Origin of the sequence: Coleofasciculaceae cyanobacterium (assembly GCA_036703275.1) — a bacterium.
Taxonomy (GTDB): Bacteria; Cyanobacteriota; Cyanobacteriia; order Cyanobacteriales; family Xenococcaceae; genus Waterburya.
The window spans coordinates 62,168-78,510 of the sequence record DATNPK010000104.1; the positions used below are offsets into that span (position 1 = coordinate 62,168).

Genomic DNA, 16,343 nt, shown 5'->3' on the forward strand with positions numbered 1-16,343 from the left:
AATATTTTAGAAATTATATGAGTAGTATGCAATATTTTACAAATTTTTTATTCTAACTTTACTAGATATTTTTAAACTGATTATCATTAGAGCAAAGACTGTGAATTGCCCCCGAATATTTTTAAAAATCTATTTCGGTTTCTTAAGCTAAAATTTTTAACTACGGTTTTCTATAATTAACCTCTTCATTTAAGATGAAAAAAAGAAAATTAGTTTGTTTAATGTTCGATTGTTTGATTGTCTATATTGAAACAAGTCAAAATTATCTATCTAAATGCAAATGAAATGCGAATGTGATAGTTGTCTGAGGACACCTTTGATGCTGTGCCATAAACTATAATCATGGGCGACAAGAGAAAATAGTAAAAATCAATGACAAGGGCGGAGAATTACGCGGAAAATTATTATTCAATTTTGGGTGTACCTCAAAACGCGAGTGGAAAAGAAATTAAGTTAGCTTTTCGCCGTTTAGCGCGTCAATATCATCCTGACTTAAATCCTAACGATCCTGTTTCAGCAGAAAGATTTAAACAAATTTCTCAAGCTTATGAGGTCTTGTCTGACACTAGTAAACGTCGTCGTTATGACCGTCATATTCCTTTACAACAACCTAGATCGAGAGCAAGCTCTACCCAATACAATTCTTCAAGAGCTACGGCTACTCCTAAAACAGCACAGGATTTTTATAATCGGGGTATACTTAGCGCTCAAGCCAAAAAATATCGCCAGGCAATTGATGATTATAGCCAGGCAATTAAGCTAAATCCCAAATTTGTCGATGCTTATTTAAAAAGATGTGAAATGCGCTACAAAATGGGGGACAATCAGGGAGTATTAAATGATTGCTATGAAGTATTCATTATCGACCCTACAGTGGCAAAAGCTCATTATTATCAGGGTAGAGCGCGCTATAGTCTTGGTTACACTCAGCCCGCAATTGACTCTTATAATTTAGCGATCGCTCAAGACAACAATTATCCTCAAGCACATTATTATCGCGGACTTGCTTACAAAGAACTAGAGAGCATTGCTTCGGCTGTAAATGATTTAACTAGAGCAGCGGAACTTTTTCGCTTGCAAAAAAACTTTGATGCTTATCGCCGAACTAAAAAAACAGTTAGTGAGTTAACTAAAAATAGATCTATTGGACACAAGGGCAATATAGCCTATAATTTCTTGACGACATTAGGTCTTTCTTTCTTCAATCCTGGAGGAGGGTTATTACCAGCATTTTCTCGTTTAGAAGACAAACAATCAAAACAGGTTGGATTGACTTATGGTGTACTTTCTAGCCTCTGTTTTGTATCTGCCTATGTCATGACTGGGCTGCCGTTATCTTTACCTATATGGCAGTTATTTTTAATCGGCATGATTCCGTTTATAAGTTTAGTATTTATCGGAACTGTGGTACGTTATTTCTGGCACTATCGCGGCAATTTAGCCAGTGACATTTTTATAGCAGGGGTAGCGATCGCTCCTTGGGCATTTACGGCAGTGCTAATGGGATTTATTCCTATATTAGCTTTTTCATTAATGATTCCCCTGATACTTTATGGCTGTTGTTACAGCACAATGACTTTACAAGCTAGCTATACTCAAATACTAAATATAACTGAAGCTAAAGCTGCTTTAATCGTAGCTTTGCTGCTAATCTTTAGTAGCTATATCTCTTATTTTTCCATATCTTACTTTATTGCCTAAACCATTAGTAGTCAGCTTATGTGCCTCTATATCTAAGTCTAAAATTAGCGCGATCGCTCGTTTGTAATCGCGCTATAGGTGTTAGGTAATACTCAATGACATCAAATTAAATTAAATAGAAGTAAATTTAGAGCGGCACGATATTTAATTAGTAGCTATTGTTTCAGCGTCTACATCAACAGTTTCGCTGCTAGGGTTTTCTATAGCGACGTTTTTACTTTCTTGGCGAGCCTGTAGCTTAGCAATCATCATTTGCGACAATTCTGTAAACAGCAAGCCTGCTAACATTACGTCATCAATTTGACCAATAATCGGAATAAAATCAGGTGCAATATCAATAGGACTAATCAGATAGATTATCGTCCCTAGTATTACCCACCAGCGATATTGAGGATGACGAATTGCGTTGCGATACCAGTCATATAGGGAAGAAAGGGAGAAATTCATCTTTAGTTTCCAAATTAATGATTAATTTAATTTTGGCAGACTTTAGCTTGAATATTAGTGTGGACAACCCAATCTAAATATTTCGGTAAGCACTATCTATAGCTTGATTAAATGACAAAACAGAGCATTTTGAAGCCTATCTGTCTTTTTCGGACGCTAGTAGCCAGAAAACCATCGAGCAAATGATAGATTATTAATGTTTTTAACTGCTTAATTACTATTTTTCTCCAGCTTATGTTTAATAACCAAAATACGCTGAAGCCGATCATCAACCACAGTAAATAGTTAGTCGCCCAAAAATAGCGAACTGTTAGACAAATCAGGATGGTTGCAAGGCAATAGCAGCAGAAACTTAACCACGAGCCTTGATTTGTAGTCTTGAATGGTAATTGAGCGAATATTGACAAAATTAGCCAGTAATGAGCCTGAGCAATCCTGTCCAACAGTTGAGGATTTTGCGACAGTTCTTGTTGAATCTGTTGGGATATTTTTCCGTCAAAGTCAATTATGCTACGAAAGAGAGTCAGTGGTTGTTGGCGATCGCCAAATAAATAATTGGTGGAAAAAATCAAAGGCGATCGCCCGAAAGTTAACCAACTATTACAACCCCATTGGTGCATTAAGTCGGTTTGCTCCAGAGAATTGAGCAATAGATAATAGCGTAAATTAGCTAGATTAGCGGGAGAAAGGGTTAATCTGTGATTATTTTGCTTAATTTGTTCGATTTGTGCCAGGAGGTGGGAATCTAGGCGGAAATAAATCCGTTGTGGAACATTAGCATTACGGCTGATTCTAGTTTCCTCAATCTGAATACAAGAGTTTAAAACACTATTAATTGCTGCATTCGTTGGATTTTTGTACGGGCAAGGCGTTACCTTACCCTTGAATCGTAATTTCATTCTGGTTCTAAAATCTATTTGGCAATCAAAGACAGCACAAATTGAACTAAACCTCGCCACTGTTGTTCTCCTACAGTGGTTGACTGTTCATGAAGCTTTAGTAAAAGATCGCGATCGCCACGTCCTAAAATTGCCTGAGAATAGCGATTAACAATTTTGCCATTGAGCTGTAAAGAAGTTTGAGCGTAGGTAGCGTCAGTAATATTGCCCTGACAAGATGAGCTGCGTAAAATGCGATCGCGCCGATCGAGAGCGACTTTGCGTTTGTTTAGCTGTTGCAGAACATTGATAAACTGACGATCTTTGAACAGCTTATTGACTGAGGACATAGTTTGATGACGACTGCTAGGAATTGGTGCTGGCAGCCTCGTGGGTATATTTTCCCAATCAGCATTTTTCTGGCTTAAAACCAACAAATCCTGTTTAATTTTTAGTGCCTGAGTGCGATTGTATAGTTGCGAATCAGCATCAAGCAGTAACAAACAGTAGGCTAATTCTAATTGACGACGCAACTGCAAATAACTATTTCTTAAAGATCGATTGATTGCCGATTGTTCTAGATCACAACGAGAAAGATAATATATGGCTTGATAAACTTCCCAAGGAATAAATATCTCGTCAACAATTTCTTCAACGATGACGGTACTAATTTCCACGGCGGTAATATTTTCCAGCAGATTATGATTCATGAACTAAATACTGGGTAGCAGAATAGGAAAAGCCGAGCCTTAGCAAGATAGAATATTGCCAAGATCATCTAGCAATCCTATGGTCGATCTTCAGAAGATTGAGGTTCAGCAGCCTGATTTTCAGCTTCCCAATTGTGCCAATTTTCTGTGGCTTCTCGGAGATTAAGTGATTTGAGATCCAAAACTTCAGTTTTGACTTCAGGCTCATCTTCTAGCCACTCACTCCAGTCTGCCTGATTTTCTGATTCTTCTATCTCACTATCATCATCAAGATTCGCTAGAGACAAGAGATCGTTAATAACACTCTCGTCTTCTTCAAGTTCACAAGATGGAAGCTGAGGTTCAAGATTGTCTATCTCAAGTGGTTTAACTTCTGGTGTAGGTGTTTCAAAATTGTTAGGAGTTTTTCCTGCTGCTAGAGCATTGGGAATTTTACTGCCATAGAGTCGATCGCTATCAGGTTCGGCAGGTAAAGATTCTCTCGTAACGTCAGCAGCAATATCAACCCAGCTTGAATGATTTGAGCTTTGCTGCTGTTGAAAAGATGACATGAGCTGAAACATTTTTTGCAGACTAATTAAATTGTGTTGAATTGTCTGATGTCCCTGAGTCACTTGCTGAAGATGAAATTGCTTAATTTCTGAATAGCGATCGCCCGTTAGCTTTTCACCGATTTCATTTTCAACTTTTCCCTCAATCAGATTGATATGAGTACGTAAATAATTATCAACCTGGGAATGCTCGGCATTTATTTTCTCTCCCTCTGCGGTAATTATTTTGGTGGTAATATTTAATTTTGGTGCGTTGCTCATGGCGACAAGAAACGCCTCATTAATATTGCCTGCTCTGATTGCCTGTTGAAAATCTTTGCTTGATGTCATCGGTTTTAATTTTAAGAAGTGGAATATTTAGATTTCGATCGGCTCAACTAATCAATCGAGCAACTAGCTACACCTGCGCAATTTTTAGTTACGCTGCTGGTTAATCAGAATATGGCGCATCTGTTCTAGGCTGGCGATATTCTTGATTAAGGATTTTTTTCTTTGTTGTACCTGCTCGATATGCCATTGTTGTAGTTCGCTATAGGCAAGATTGTCAATCAATTTAAGATCGATTTCATGATCTACCGTCCCTTCAAAGAGGTTAATACGGGTATGAAAACGGCTGTTCACTCCCGATTCCATTTGTTCTAAATCAAAATCTATGTAGGTAGAGACTTCTAACTCCACGGCTTCACTTAAGGCTATATTTAAAGCTTCTAAAATTTCACTGGCTTGAATTTTGGCTTTTATTTCTCTGTTTAAAGTCATAAATAATTGTCAGAGTTCAGCATGGCAACATTTATAACCTAGATATTTTTTTAGTGGGCAAAAACGCTGTTAAGTCTGAAGGACTTGCTTGGCAAAAGCAAACAGCATATTCACGCAGGCGTGCTTCACCAACGGTCAGAGCAGCGCGAAGTTGCCCTCATGGGTAAGGGTAAACGTTGCGGAGGTTCACGGTCAAGCCCGTGCATGATTAGCGCCTGGGGCGCGTCCCGCACCGAGGCCCTCCGTTGAGCCCGTGCATGATTTGCTCCGCTTATCCGTAATAGACTAGCTGCGCGTCGCAAACTTCGTAAGAAGGCTCCGTCGTTTTACACCAAACTATACGGTGCAAGCACCCCAATGCGATGGGTGCGACACGAAGTTATATCCGAAGGTGTATGCTAAAGCATATGCCCTAAAGGACTAGCTCCGCGTCGCGAAGCGGTATCCGTAATAGACTAGCCCGTGCATGATTAGCGCCTGGCGGCGCGTCCTTGGCGTCGTCCTTTAGGAGTCCTTTAGGGCAAGCGGCGGAGTAATCTCTGACTCGATTAGCTGGTATAAAAATATTCAACCAACTGACTATTGCCAAAAGTTGGTGACATTGTAGCCCAAGTTTTCTAGCATTTGGTAAAGTAAGGGGAGGCTCAAGCCGATCACGTTGCTATGACAGCCTTGAATTTTTTCGACAAACATCCCGCCTTTTCCTTCTAAAGCAAAGCTACCAGCGCATCTGAGAGGTTCGCCAGTAGCAACGTAGGCTTCAATAGTGCGATCGCTGATATTGGCAAAATAAACCTCGGTCATACCGCAGCGGACAATTTGCCTTTGCTGTTTTAGGTCGATCAAAGCATGACCTGTATAAATTTTTCCCGTTTTTCCACGCATTCCTCGCCAGCGTGCGATCGCAATTTGAGGCGATTCTGGTTTGCCATAGATGCGATCGTTTACGGTTAATACCGAATCACATCCCAACACCAACGCATCTTCAAACTGAGGTGCGACAGCTTCAGCCTTGCATTTGGCTAAAGTTATTACCAGTTTTTCAGCCTCTTCGATCTGGACTCGATCTTCATCAAAATCGCTTTTACAGACAAGAGGCTCAATTCCTACCATTCGCAGCAATTTTAAACGAGCAGGAGAAGCAGAAGCCAAAACAAAACGCACAGACGCATTATTTACACTCATAGACTCTTAATCATTTGCATAAATAAATATAAAAGATTAGGAATTATCTTCATCCTTGATTCCGCAAAAGTTATCGAACGGTAAAAGATTTGGCTGCAACTTCAAAACTATCCTTGACTTTATCCCAACGTCTTTGAGGGGTAGATAAATTGAAAGTAAAAATTTTACCTCTGCTAACTGCAACGCTAGCAATGTTGTGTCTTTCTCCCTGTTCGGGTAAATTCTCCTCATACTCTAAAAGGTAGTACTTTTGATCTTTATTATCACGCGACTCGGCTCTAATAAACTCGGCTTCTCTTTCAGAGTTTGGGGTACTGTTAATTACTTTAAGCAGGCGATATCCCACTTGGGATGGACTACCTAGATCTTCTAAAGTTTTATCGTCAGGCACTTCATCAATAATTACACTCAGGTTTTCTGTTCTTTCTACTAGATCGCGAAAAACGACATCTACAGTTCTTCTGGCAGATGTTCCTAAATTAACGGGAATCCAACCATTAGGATAAAGAAATTCATATCCCTTGCTGGTATTAACATAGCTTTGTAATCCACTTACTCCCGTTGAACAGCTTGATATTACTAAGCTTAAAACAATTAATAATCCAGCGAAGAACGACTTAAACATTTTTATTTGATTACCTTGATAAATTTATTTTCTGATGTGATAATTTTTAATTTTTATTGTCTCATAACGTAGAAATACCCCACGCCCTAATTAAACATGGGGCAAAATCATCATAGCTTCTCAAAAATTTAATAATTAAAAACTTAGCTTGCACCTGAAGCATACACCGCAACTGCAATGAGACCACTCAAAAGTAAAAACGCTAAAACGCCTAAGATTGCGTAGTTGCGTTTTTCAGTCGAATCTGGCTTATCTGCCGTATACATTTGAGGTTCTCTAGCAAAATTATTTAGTAATCCACCTTCTTCTTCTGTGTAAGGCATAAATGTTAATTTCCTCTTATTTTTATTTGTAAACCTTAATAAATAGTAATCTTATTTATCCGCTCGCACAATCAAACTGTGAATTTACTTTAGATACCAGTCGTTTCAACCTAGCTGTTGGTATTTCTAAGCTGGCGATTAAGCCGTACTTTGCTCACCTGAAAATAGCTCTATTTAGTTAGAACCTAGCTGTAGTTTAATTTGAGTCTCATCAGAAACCGCCGAGATTTCTTGATAGTTCAATTTTAAAAATAGATCGCTCTTAAGGGCAACAGAACCATTGACAACTAACCCTTTTCCGTGGTCACCAGAACCATAGCCAAAATCTACCGTCCAATAATGTTGATTTGAGTTGGCTATTGTAGCAGAATGTATCTTCCCGCCCCAAACGATAAATTCATGTTGATTTTTTTTGACTTTGCTCGTTTGATATTTAATGAAGGCTGAACATTGAAAACCTAAGTTTTTTGAATTAATTAAATTGGTATTTAGCTCAGAGCTACTTATTTGCCGATTATTGCTGTAAGCAAATTTAAAACGACCGATTTGCGAATTTAATTTCCACTGCAAGTTATAGTTATTATCTAATGCTGCCATTGCCGAAAGAGACAAATAGTTATTTTGAACCACAACTTTAAACCCACTAATATAGGATTTATGTTGACTATTGCCTCTAGCGATTAAAGTTAAACCCGAAGCGACTCGCCAATTAACATCAAAATTATGATTTTTTGCATCATTGTAGTAATTAAGCTCAAAATTTGGGGCAGGTTTAAAATTTAGATGTGAATGTAAATCAATCTGCGATCCTTTTGCCAGTAGCGAAACAGTAGTTTTAATCGGCAGAATATCGCTCATGTAAGTTAGCTGAGTAAAACTAGCCAAATTATTCTCATAAACAAAACCTACTCCCATAGTTACCTGTTTGGCTATACCGCGATGATATACGACTCCGCCACGAAATTCTTGAGATTCTTGGTTAGAGCTAACTTCTCGATCTAAAACTGCTTTTTTTGTTAGGTTGCTATTTCCTCCCCCAGAGAATGTTAGTGTTGAACTACCCGCAGCTAATACTGGTGCTGAATTAGTGTAATCAAGTTCAGGTAGATTTAACTGCGGATTACTACTTTCTCCCCAATGTTCCACAGTAGTCACTCCCCAGAATTTGCGTTTGTTTACTCCAGGCCAAAAAGCACTTTGGAAACCTAATGACAGATCGATTTGTTCCGACTGCTGAGCATATGGCTGTTTCTTTGAAGGCAAATCAAAACCACGGTCGAGATTTAATGAAGCATTAATATTATTATCATTATTATTATTGGGAAAGATAATTGGCTGGTCATAATTTACCCGAGAATTTAAACTATCAAACTTGTCAATCGTCAAGATATGATCGACTAAGCTAAATAGTTGAGGCACAGCGATAAAGCCTTGTTGAGATAAGAGTTTTGTCGCAATAATTGGAGTCTTGGAGATATCCGATGGTGCGTTGGCAATTTTGGGATTGGCCACGGCAGAATTAGCCCAACCAAGACAGCCAAAAATTCCACCAAAGAGGACGTTTGCTACAATGGCTTTCATTCATATACGGGGAATAAAATTAGCAGTTACTTGCTTACTAGATAACGAGTAGTCAAACTAAAAATTTTTTAGACCAAGCCTTTTTAGCTAAGAGTAATATTGGCAAAAAGTAGTTTAGTCTTTGATTAAAACTTTAGTTTTGTAACTACAAAAAAATACATTAGTAATTGATGCCTTATCGAGTTTTTTACTTTCTCCATTATTCTATTCTGAATCTTTTTTTCTTGCCTATAGTAAAGATTACGTAAAGATTGGCTGAGAATAGATTAAAGAATAGATAAATCAAAGATTGAGCTACTTGCGAAAGCCCGTGATAGCATCGAAGTTGTTTCAAATATGCTTACTAAACTTCATTAAAATTAAACACATGAGAAAATTTGCTACTGTTCTATTGCTAAATCTGGGAATTATGAGTGGTTTGGCAAATACAGTTCAAGGAGAAAGTGCTGCTACTGCACCAGAGGAATTAACCGAGATCATTTCTGGAATAGAAAATGCAGCCAATAATCAGGATATCGAGCAATTGCTAGAATACTATAGTGATAATTTTACGAATACGGACGGCTTAACTACCGAAACTCTGAGTGATGCCTTGATTGGGATCTGGAATAGTTATCCTGAACTTGAATACACAACAGAGATTGAGTCTTGGTCACAAAAGGGAAATCAGCTGATAGCAGAAACTAAAACTACTATTGAAGGCGTTCAAAATACTGAGGGAAGAAAAGCGCGCTTAAATTCTATTATTAAATCTCGTCAGTATTTTCAAAACCAAAAGCTAGTCCGTCAGGAAATTTTGACAGAACAATCTCAGCTAAATTCTGGCAATAACCCACCTCAAGTTCAAATTGATGCTCCAACTGTAGTAACAGCAGGAGAAAAATATAATTTCGATCTAATCGTTAATGAACCTTTGGGCGAGCAAGTTTTGCTGGGGGCAGTACAGGAAGAGAAAACGGCGGGTAATCTGTATCTTAACCCTACAGCACTAGAATTAGAACCATTGCCAGCGGGAGGAATTTATAAAGTGGCGACTGCTCCTTTGCTTCCCGAAAGCAACTGGCTTTCAGCAATTTTGGTTCGAGGTGATGGGATGACGATGATTACTCATCGAATCAATATTAAAGCCAAGTCAAATGAACCACAAAATTAAGTAAAGCTGGGTTTGTTTACCTAAAGATGGATGTCTACAGGCAAGAATACAAGTAAAGTAAACCTATTATTTGCTCAAGACAATGGTTTGATTAGCGATCGCGCCAGGAGAAATGATCCCTAATCCAGCTAATCTAAATTATGTAATTCTTAATGTAACTCTTCTTTATTTATTTGACGGACTTTGCAACATGAGCCAGAAATATCGTCAGCGTAATTGGCAATTGAGCAAAGTCTACTTTAAAAGAAGCTTATTAAATATTTTGTCACCTCGTTATCAACACAAACGCCACCAGTTACGCCATCAATCTTGGTTAAGAAGACGTATTCATCTGACTTATTTAAAACTGCGGAGATTACGGGGTAAACCAAAAACGGTAGCTAAAGGCTTAGCCATAGGTGTTTTTGCGGGCAGTTTTCCTTTTTTTGGCATTCAAAGTCTGATTGCTATTTTTTTAGCGACTATTTGCCGTGGAAGCAAGGTAGCTGCTGTGGCTGCCACTTGGATTAGTAACCCTTTGATCTTATGTACCACTATTTGTCTTCAACTACAAAATTGGCAAGTTGTTACTGAGAACAAAAGATAGTACCTCACCGCCTTTAGACATCGAATCATTTACCGAATTTAAAGAATTGGGCTCAACTTTTGCCATTACGCTGCTAACGGGCAGCTTTGTAGTGGGAATAATTTTAGCCGTCATTACTTACTTTTACGGTTTGGCAATTTTAGAACGTTGGCGCGATCGCGGCGTTATTCGTCGTAAAATCAAGAGAAGAAACACCAGAAAATAAACCGATCTTCAAGGCGATTTAGCCCATTTTTTACCCTGAATAATCGTGTGTTGTTCCCAGTCAGCTAAAGTATAGGGATAATCAAGACGATAATGTCCTCCACGACTTTCGGTACGAAAAATCGCACTTTTGAGGATTAAGTAGCCAATATCAAGTAAGTTAAGCGTTTCGGCATATAGCTTTAGCTGAGATTCTGCTGCAGGATGAATCAGCTGAATTTGTCGAGCGGGAGATAAATCGCTCACATATCGATGGAGAGCTAGATCGCTAAGTTGCGATCGCCAGGAGGTTACCATGGCGATCGCCTGCTCCATAATTTCCGCAGTACGGCAAATACCTGCACTCTGCCAAATTAGGTCGGGTAGCTGCTTTCTAACGGAGATAACTAATTCGATTTCCTCCTCCCAGTTAGCAGATATTTCTTTTGTCTCTAATGCAACAGTATCCAAAGCCTGAGGTTCTAATTTTGCCAGTTGAGCTGCATAAACTACGCATTCGAGTAAAGAATTACTTGCCAAACGGTTGGCTCCATGAACCCCAGTGCTGGCGGTTTCTCCTACAGCATATAGTCCAGAAATTGAGGTTTGATTCATCGTATCTACGGCAATTCCCCCCATCCAATAGTGAGCGGCAGGAGCAACAGGAATCGGCTTAGTAAATAAGTCCACGTTCCAATGCTGACAGACACGAATAATATTGGGAAAGCGATAGCGAATTCTATCTTGAGGAATTGGCTGTAAATCCAGATAAACCTCGCTCTGGTCTGTTTTTTGCAGATGGGTAAAAATAGCTCGGCTAACTACATCTCTAGGGGCTAATTCTCCATCTGGATGATAGTCAAAAGCAAAACGTCGTCCGCTTCGATCGATTAGATGCGCTCCTTCTCCTCTAACCGCTTCGCTAATCAAAAATCTTGGTGCGCCAGTCACTGTTAGGGCAGTAGGATGGAACTGAACAAATTCGGGATCCCTAATTATGGCATCACTTCGCCAGGCGATCGCCACTCCATCTCCTGTACTAACTTCAGGATTGGTTGTTTGAGAGAAGACTTGTCCGCCGCCGCCTGTAGCTAAAATCACTGCTGAAGCTTGAATCCAGCTGATCTTACTGTCTTTTAAGATACTTATTCCCTGGCATCTGCGCTCTGAATTTAGCCAAAGCCCAAGCGCAAAAGCTTGAGACAATACCTGAATATTGCTCTTTTGTAATACCTGTTGTGCTAAAGTGGCTACAATCGCTCTACCTGTAGTATCCGCAGCATGGAGTACCCTGGAGCGAGAATGAGCAGCCTCTAAAGTCATTGATAGTTGGTTTTGATGTCGATCAAAAGCTACCCCCATTTCGACCAGTGATTGAATCGAATCAGCAGCATGATCGACTAAAAACTGTACTGCATCGCGATCGCACAAGCCTGCCCCAGCTTTTAAAGTATCGTCTAAATGCAGCTGAGGAGAATCTTCTGGACTAATAGCAGCGGCAATACCGCCCTGCGCCCAATCACTAGCCCCCGTATTTAATCGATCTTTGGTGATTAAAGCAACTTTTAAATTATTAGGCAGACACAAAGCTCCGTAGAGTCCCGCAGCCCCCGAACCCACTACAGCTACATCAAACTTAGGATAATTCAATTTTAATTATTCTGACAGATCTTAATTGGCATTTATCATGCCACATAGCGATAAAAAAACCACGCCCAATTTAGAAACGCGGTTACAAAAATCAATCTGGATTTTTATTGTTTAATATAGTCCAGGATTATAGCGATCGCCTCCTGCATTCATCGAAGCTTCGATGTCGGTGACAAAAAACTCATCTAAATTTGCTTGCAGACGCTCTAGCTGGCTGTCGCTCAAGCCAGGAATTTCCAAAACATCTTCTACACTCTCATAGGGAGCATTTTGAATAATTTTACTAGCCAAATTAGGGTAAAATCCTCGTAGTCTACGAAACTCTCTAACGTCGCTATTGTTTAGATCGAGCTTCCCTTGAATCAACTCTTTGCGTTTGGCATCAGCCGTATTGACACGAGCTAACAACGCCGAAGACTGCACTGTAAACAATCTCTCACTAGCTTGGGCTGCGCTGGCAAATCCCCAAGAACCTATAATCAATAATACGGCAGCTAAAATACCGATCAATTTTTTCATTGGTTTTCATTCCCCTTAATCTGAAGATATTTTACTCACAGAGAAATATTTTATTTTCTCTATAAATGTTAATTTTTGTTTGCTATTTTTTCTTTATGAGGTTTTCGTGTATTTAATACACTCAAAGCCTCTGAACAAATGACGTTGTTATATATCATAATTCTTTCACCACATTTTTCAAATACTAAGTTTTAGTAATCACGATTGTTACTCGACAAAATAGGTCAACCGTATACATAATTGAGCAGTTTGTCTATTGAACTTGTTTAATGCAGACTAAGACAATAATCGGGGCTAAGCCCGCTTAGAGCGTCAGTTATTCACCGCCTTCTGCGATCGTTTAATGACGACATCACGTCTGTCACTGTTGTGTTGAGGAACTGTGAACTTTGAGTTTTTTAAATAGCAACCCTATTGTTTTACTTTATTAAAGTCAGCATTATTCAGTTGCGTTGCCTAGTTCAAACCTGCCGACCATACCTTGGTTATTTATAGTCATGACCAACAGGTATTACCAAGGCTGATAAAAATGTCGAGATTCACTATTTTTACTTCTAAACAGATTCATAGGTAAATAATTTATAATCAAACATGAGTAGCTATTATCGAAAACCAGTAAAGCAGAAACTAATTTTGAAAGAGTTTAAGGTTTTGATTGTTTCAATCACTATATTCTGGGTGGTTGAGATTCTCGACAAATTTGTATTTAACAACAGCTTGGATAGTTATGGTATTCAACCTCATAGTTTAGTTGGGTTGAGAGGAATCTTGTTTGCGCCATTTCTTCATGGCGGATTTGCACACTTGATAGCTAATACCATTCCCTTTCTTACTTTGGGGTGGTTGACCATGATCCAAGAAACTAGCGATTTTTATATTGCCTCAATTGTCAGTGCCTTAGTTGGCGGGCTTGGAGTTTGGCTATTTGCTGCACCTAACTCAGTTCATATAGGTGCAAGTATTCTAATTTATGGCTACCTGGGCTTTTTACTGCTACGAGGCTATTTTCAGAAAAACTTTCCCTCGATCGCTCTGTCGATCTTGGTGGCGGTTGTCTATGGTAGCTTTATTTGGGGGGTGTTTCCTTCCGATGTCAGAGTTTCATGGCAAGGACATTTGTTTGGCTTTATTGGTGGCGCGATCGCCGCTAAAACGGTTGCTCAAGAAAAGAAATTTCGTGGCTAGTTAATCGTAAATTTGAGCATAGATACTTGTCTTGTTTTAGCCCAATGCTTTTAGGCTACAAAATACAGAATATATATCTAAGATGTATTTAGAGCAAAGATTAAGTAAAGTTAACTGTAATACTAAAGACTCATGAAATAATAAAGATAGTAATGACAGATTACTCGTCCGTTATTACTATCAACTCGGTAATATAGTTGAGGGAAGCACGTCAAATGATTGTGCTTCTTTTTCTTATTGAGCTATTAGCTGGTTGTACCTGTTATCAAAAGTAACAGGTACAACTTAATATTACCGACTAACCGCTGGTAAAGCTGGGCGCATTTCTGGCTTAGTATCTTCGATTAGCAAGTTTCTAATTAGTCTTGCTGCCATTTTTTGAGTCAGTCTTTCGGCCACCTTCTGTCCCATTTTTTGAGTTTCTGGCTTAGTAATTATCTTGGCAATAATCGAGACTAAGTGAGTAGGATCAAAACCTGGGGTTTGCTGTAGAATACCAACAATATTTTTCAGATGAGTCATCGTATAAGAATCTTGTCGATATTCGGCAGGAGTTTCCTGCACGGCTAAACCTACTTGCTGGCGAAAAGCGGTAGAAATACTAAATATTGTTCTACGTCCTAAACTATCAATTGCATTGACCAACTCATCGGCAATGCGATCGCGAATAAATGCACCGCGATCGCTGTATAAATAATCAAGACCCTGATCTACTACGCTATCAAAATCGTAATCTCTAGAACTAGTAGCATTGTTCAGCAAGTTTTCCAAACGATGCCAACGAAAACCTTCTTCTTTAAACAACAAGTCTTTTAAAGATGCTCTTAATTCGGGTGCAGGGTCGGTTAATAAACGTTTGGCAATGTAGGGATAAGCTTTACTCAAAACTTTAAACTCTGGGTCGATGCCGATAGCAATTCCTTCTAAAGTAACCATCGAACGAATGATTAAAGCATAGTAAGCAGGTACGGTAAAAGGAAACTCATACATCATCGCCGACATCTGATCGGTGATGCTTTTGAAGTTCAATTCAGCAACAGTCGCACCCAAAGCATTACCAAATACGTTAGCTAAAGCTGGAACAATAGGTCTTAAGTCCGTTCCTGGGGTTAAAAAGTCTAATTTGACGTAATCTTCAGCTAATGATTCAAAATCGCGATTGACCAAGTGAACCACAGCTTCAATTAGACCATATCTTTGATAAGGCTTGATACGGCTCATCATACCGAAATCTAGATAAGCTAATCTGCCATCCGCCATTGCTAACAAGTTACCAGGATGAGGATCGGCATGAAAAAAACCATGTTCTAGCAGCTGTCTGAGAGAGCATTCTACCCCTATTTCCACCAGATGGGTAGCATCGATTCCCTGAGCCTGTACAGCATCAATATCAGTGAGCTTAGTGCCACTGATCCATTCCATGGTGAGGACACGTTTACCCGTATATTCCCAATAGATTTTAGGAACATAAATTTCCTCTATATAACCGTAAAACTCTTGAAACTTCTCGGCGTTGCGTCCTTCCTGGTTATAGTTAGTTTCCTCAAAAATACGCTCGGCTAACTCATCAATAATCGATCGCAGGTTAGAGCGAACCTGTTTAATATTATCTTGTACCCAACCTGCTAACATTCTCATAATATAAATATCAAGAGTAATGCGGCGGTTGAGATCGGGACGTTGCACTTTGACTGCAACTTCTTCTCCTGTTTTTAATCGACCTTTGTAGACTTGTCCTAAAGATGCAGCAGCAATCGGTTGAGGGGAAAGCTCTGCGTAAATATCTTCTGGTCTTTTGCCAAGTTCTTCTTCAATAAAGCGAAATGCTACTTCGTTGGAAAAAGAAGGAATTTTATCTTGTAACGTAGTTAATTCTTCTAAATAAGCAGGAGGGACTACATCAGGTCTGGTAGACAAAGCCTGACCGATCTTGATATATGCTGGTCCTAGCTTAGTCAATATTTTAATGAGCTGACGCGCTCTTTTTTTCTGCTTAAGAATGGAATTTCCAGTCAAGTTGTCCCACCATACTCCCAAGGCAAACCTAGTAAAAAGGAACAAGATGCTAATCAGCCGACTGAGTACTGTAAAAGGGCGATTACGATATCTAGCATTGTTGGTTTCTGAATTGTAACGCCAGTCAGCATTTGGCTCGTCGTATGCTAATTCAGTATCTTCGTAAGTATCGATCGCCTGTGATGGTACGGTGATGGTGTCTATTGGAGATGATAATGTCTCGTAAGGCATAATTTTAAGACTGACGTTAACAAGTTTTATGAATAATTGTAACAACAGATAGAGATAAAC

General features: G+C 39.1%; 17 protein-coding genes. 5 read left to right on the plus strand and 12 right to left on the minus strand.

Annotated features, from left to right (window positions below):
• Nucleotides 1–372: 372 nt before the first annotated feature.
• Entirely contained in the window at nucleotides 373–1,701 is a 1,329-nt protein-coding gene (locus V6C71_23175) for a DnaJ domain-containing protein (GenBank protein HEY9771357.1), read from the plus strand.
• Nucleotides 1,702–1,845: 144 nt separating this feature from the next.
• On the opposite strand, the gene V6C71_23180 is transcribed toward V6C71_23175, so the two are convergent.
• The 9 genes from V6C71_23180 to V6C71_23220 form a co-directional block, all read right to left on the minus strand.
• The gene (locus V6C71_23180; GenBank protein ID HEY9771358.1) at nucleotides 1,846–2,148 is read right to left on the minus strand and encodes a YkvA family protein; all 303 of its coding nucleotides are present in this window, start codon (nucleotides 2,146–2,148) and stop codon (nucleotides 1,846–1,848) included.
• Nucleotides 2,149–2,255: 107 nt separating this feature from the next.
• On the minus strand, nucleotides 2,256–3,047 hold the full coding sequence (locus V6C71_23185) for a hypothetical protein (protein HEY9771359.1): 792 nt from the start codon (nucleotides 3,045–3,047) through the stop codon (nucleotides 2,256–2,258).
• A 14-nt stretch (nucleotides 3,048–3,061) separates the two neighbouring features.
• Nucleotides 3,062–3,736, minus strand: coding sequence for a hypothetical protein (locus V6C71_23190; protein HEY9771360.1), 675 nt, complete (start codon nucleotides 3,734–3,736; stop codon nucleotides 3,062–3,064).
• A gap of 77 nt (nucleotides 3,737–3,813) precedes the next feature.
• Nucleotides 3,814–4,617, minus strand: coding sequence for a hypothetical protein (locus V6C71_23195; GenBank protein HEY9771361.1), 804 nt, complete (start codon nucleotides 4,615–4,617; stop codon nucleotides 3,814–3,816).
• A gap of 84 nt (nucleotides 4,618–4,701) precedes the next feature.
• Complete coding sequence (locus V6C71_23200; GenBank protein HEY9771362.1) at nucleotides 4,702–5,046, minus strand: hypothetical protein; 345 nt, start codon at nucleotides 5,044–5,046, stop codon at nucleotides 4,702–4,704.
• A gap of 579 nt (nucleotides 5,047–5,625) precedes the next feature.
• Nucleotides 5,626–6,231 carry a nucleoside triphosphate pyrophosphatase gene (locus V6C71_23205; protein ID HEY9771363.1) on the minus strand — a complete coding sequence of 202 codons (606 nt, stop codon included), beginning with the start codon at nucleotides 6,229–6,231 and terminating at the stop codon, nucleotides 5,626–5,628.
• Nucleotides 6,232–6,301: 70 nt separating this feature from the next.
• A complete protein-coding gene (gene psbP, locus V6C71_23210) occupies nucleotides 6,302–6,856 on the minus strand; it encodes a photosystem II reaction center PsbP (GenBank protein HEY9771364.1) in 555 nt (184 codons plus the stop codon).
• A 143-nt stretch (nucleotides 6,857–6,999) separates the two neighbouring features.
• Nucleotides 7,000–7,179 (minus strand): ssl1498 family light-harvesting-like protein, encoded by a 180-nt coding sequence (locus tag V6C71_23215; protein HEY9771365.1) that lies wholly within the window; start codon nucleotides 7,177–7,179, stop codon nucleotides 7,000–7,002.
• Between the two features lie 174 nt (nucleotides 7,180–7,353).
• On the minus strand, nucleotides 7,354–8,760 hold the full coding sequence (locus tag V6C71_23220) for a hypothetical protein (GenBank protein HEY9771366.1): 1,407 nt from the start codon (nucleotides 8,758–8,760) through the stop codon (nucleotides 7,354–7,356).
• A gap of 367 nt (nucleotides 8,761–9,127) precedes the next feature.
• Here V6C71_23220 and V6C71_23225 point away from each other — a divergent pair, with 367 nt between their 5' ends.
• The 3 genes from V6C71_23225 to V6C71_23235 all read left to right on the plus strand — a co-directional run bounded on the left by V6C71_23225 (nucleotide 9,128) and on the right by V6C71_23235 (nucleotide 10,704).
• On the plus strand, nucleotides 9,128–9,913 hold the full coding sequence (locus V6C71_23225; protein ID HEY9771367.1) for a nuclear transport factor 2 family protein: 786 nt from the start codon (nucleotides 9,128–9,130) through the stop codon (nucleotides 9,911–9,913).
• Nucleotides 9,914–10,103: 190 nt separating this feature from the next.
• Complete coding sequence (locus V6C71_23230) at nucleotides 10,104–10,499, plus strand: DUF2062 domain-containing protein (GenBank protein HEY9771368.1); 396 nt, start codon at nucleotides 10,104–10,106, stop codon at nucleotides 10,497–10,499.
• Entirely contained in the window at nucleotides 10,477–10,704 is a 228-nt protein-coding gene (locus V6C71_23235) for a DUF2062 domain-containing protein (protein ID HEY9771369.1), read from the plus strand. Before V6C71_23230 ends, V6C71_23235 begins: the two co-directional genes overlap by 23 nt.
• 8 nt (nucleotides 10,705–10,712) lie before the next feature.
• On the opposite strand, the gene nadB is transcribed toward V6C71_23235, so the two are convergent.
• Both nadB and psbU read right to left on the minus strand, forming a co-directional pair.
• Nucleotides 10,713–12,332 carry an L-aspartate oxidase gene (gene nadB, locus V6C71_23240; protein HEY9771370.1) on the minus strand — a complete coding sequence of 540 codons (1,620 nt, stop codon included), beginning with the start codon at nucleotides 12,330–12,332 and terminating at the stop codon, nucleotides 10,713–10,715.
• Nucleotides 12,333–12,443: 111 nt separating this feature from the next.
• The gene (gene psbU / locus V6C71_23245) at nucleotides 12,444–12,851 is read right to left on the minus strand and encodes a photosystem II complex extrinsic protein PsbU (GenBank protein ID HEY9771371.1); all 408 of its coding nucleotides are present in this window, start codon (nucleotides 12,849–12,851) and stop codon (nucleotides 12,444–12,446) included.
• A gap of 591 nt (nucleotides 12,852–13,442) precedes the next feature.
• Between psbU and V6C71_23250 the strand changes: the two genes are divergently transcribed.
• Nucleotides 13,443–14,036, plus strand: coding sequence for a rhomboid family intramembrane serine protease (locus V6C71_23250; protein ID HEY9771372.1), 594 nt, complete (start codon nucleotides 13,443–13,445; stop codon nucleotides 14,034–14,036).
• A 291-nt stretch (nucleotides 14,037–14,327) separates the two neighbouring features.
• Here the strand turns inward: V6C71_23250 and V6C71_23255 are convergent, their stop codons facing one another.
• Nucleotides 14,328–16,283, minus strand: coding sequence for an AarF/ABC1/UbiB kinase family protein (locus V6C71_23255; GenBank protein ID HEY9771373.1), 1,956 nt, complete (start codon nucleotides 16,281–16,283; stop codon nucleotides 14,328–14,330).
• Nucleotides 16,284–16,343 lie beyond the last annotated feature (60 nt).

What these genes read in the sequence shown, in the direction of transcription:
- V6C71_23185 (HEY9771359.1), bottom strand. Translation starts at nt 3,047, where the DNA reads ATGAAATTACGATTCAAGGGTAAGGTAACGCCTTGCCCGTACAAAAAT.
- V6C71_23175 (HEY9771357.1), top strand. Translation starts at nt 373, where the DNA reads ATGACAAGGGCGGAGAATTACGCGGAAAATTATTATTCAATTTTGGGT.
- V6C71_23220 (HEY9771366.1), bottom strand. Translation starts at nt 8,760, where the DNA reads ATGAAAGCCATTGTAGCAAACGTCCTCTTTGGTGGAATTTTTGGCTGT.
- V6C71_23180 (HEY9771358.1), bottom strand. Translation starts at nt 2,148, where the DNA reads ATGAATTTCTCCCTTTCTTCCCTATATGACTGGTATCGCAACGCAATT.
- V6C71_23195 (HEY9771361.1), bottom strand. Translation starts at nt 4,617, where the DNA reads ATGACATCAAGCAAAGATTTTCAACAGGCAATCAGAGCAGGCAATATT.
- V6C71_23215 (HEY9771365.1), bottom strand. Translation starts at nt 7,179, where the DNA reads ATGCCTTACACAGAAGAAGAAGGTGGATTACTAAATAATTTTGCTAGA.
- V6C71_23250 (HEY9771372.1), top strand. Translation starts at nt 13,443, where the DNA reads ATGAGTAGCTATTATCGAAAACCAGTAAAGCAGAAACTAATTTTGAAA.
- psbU (HEY9771371.1), bottom strand. Translation starts at nt 12,851, where the DNA reads ATGAAAAAATTGATCGGTATTTTAGCTGCCGTATTATTGATTATAGGT.
- V6C71_23205 (HEY9771363.1), bottom strand. Translation starts at nt 6,231, where the DNA reads ATGAGTGTAAATAATGCGTCTGTGCGTTTTGTTTTGGCTTCTGCTTCT.
- V6C71_23255 (HEY9771373.1), bottom strand. Translation starts at nt 16,283, where the DNA reads ATGCCTTACGAGACATTATCATCTCCAATAGACACCATCACCGTACCA.
- V6C71_23190 (HEY9771360.1), bottom strand. Translation starts at nt 3,736, where the DNA reads ATGAATCATAATCTGCTGGAAAATATTACCGCCGTGGAAATTAGTACC.
- psbP (HEY9771364.1), bottom strand. Translation starts at nt 6,856, where the DNA reads ATGTTTAAGTCGTTCTTCGCTGGATTATTAATTGTTTTAAGCTTAGTA.
- V6C71_23230 (HEY9771368.1), top strand. Translation starts at nt 10,104, where the DNA reads ATGAGCCAGAAATATCGTCAGCGTAATTGGCAATTGAGCAAAGTCTAC.
- V6C71_23200 (HEY9771362.1), bottom strand. Translation starts at nt 5,046, where the DNA reads ATGACTTTAAACAGAGAAATAAAAGCCAAAATTCAAGCCAGTGAAATT.
- V6C71_23225 (HEY9771367.1), top strand. Translation starts at nt 9,128, where the DNA reads ATGAGAAAATTTGCTACTGTTCTATTGCTAAATCTGGGAATTATGAGT.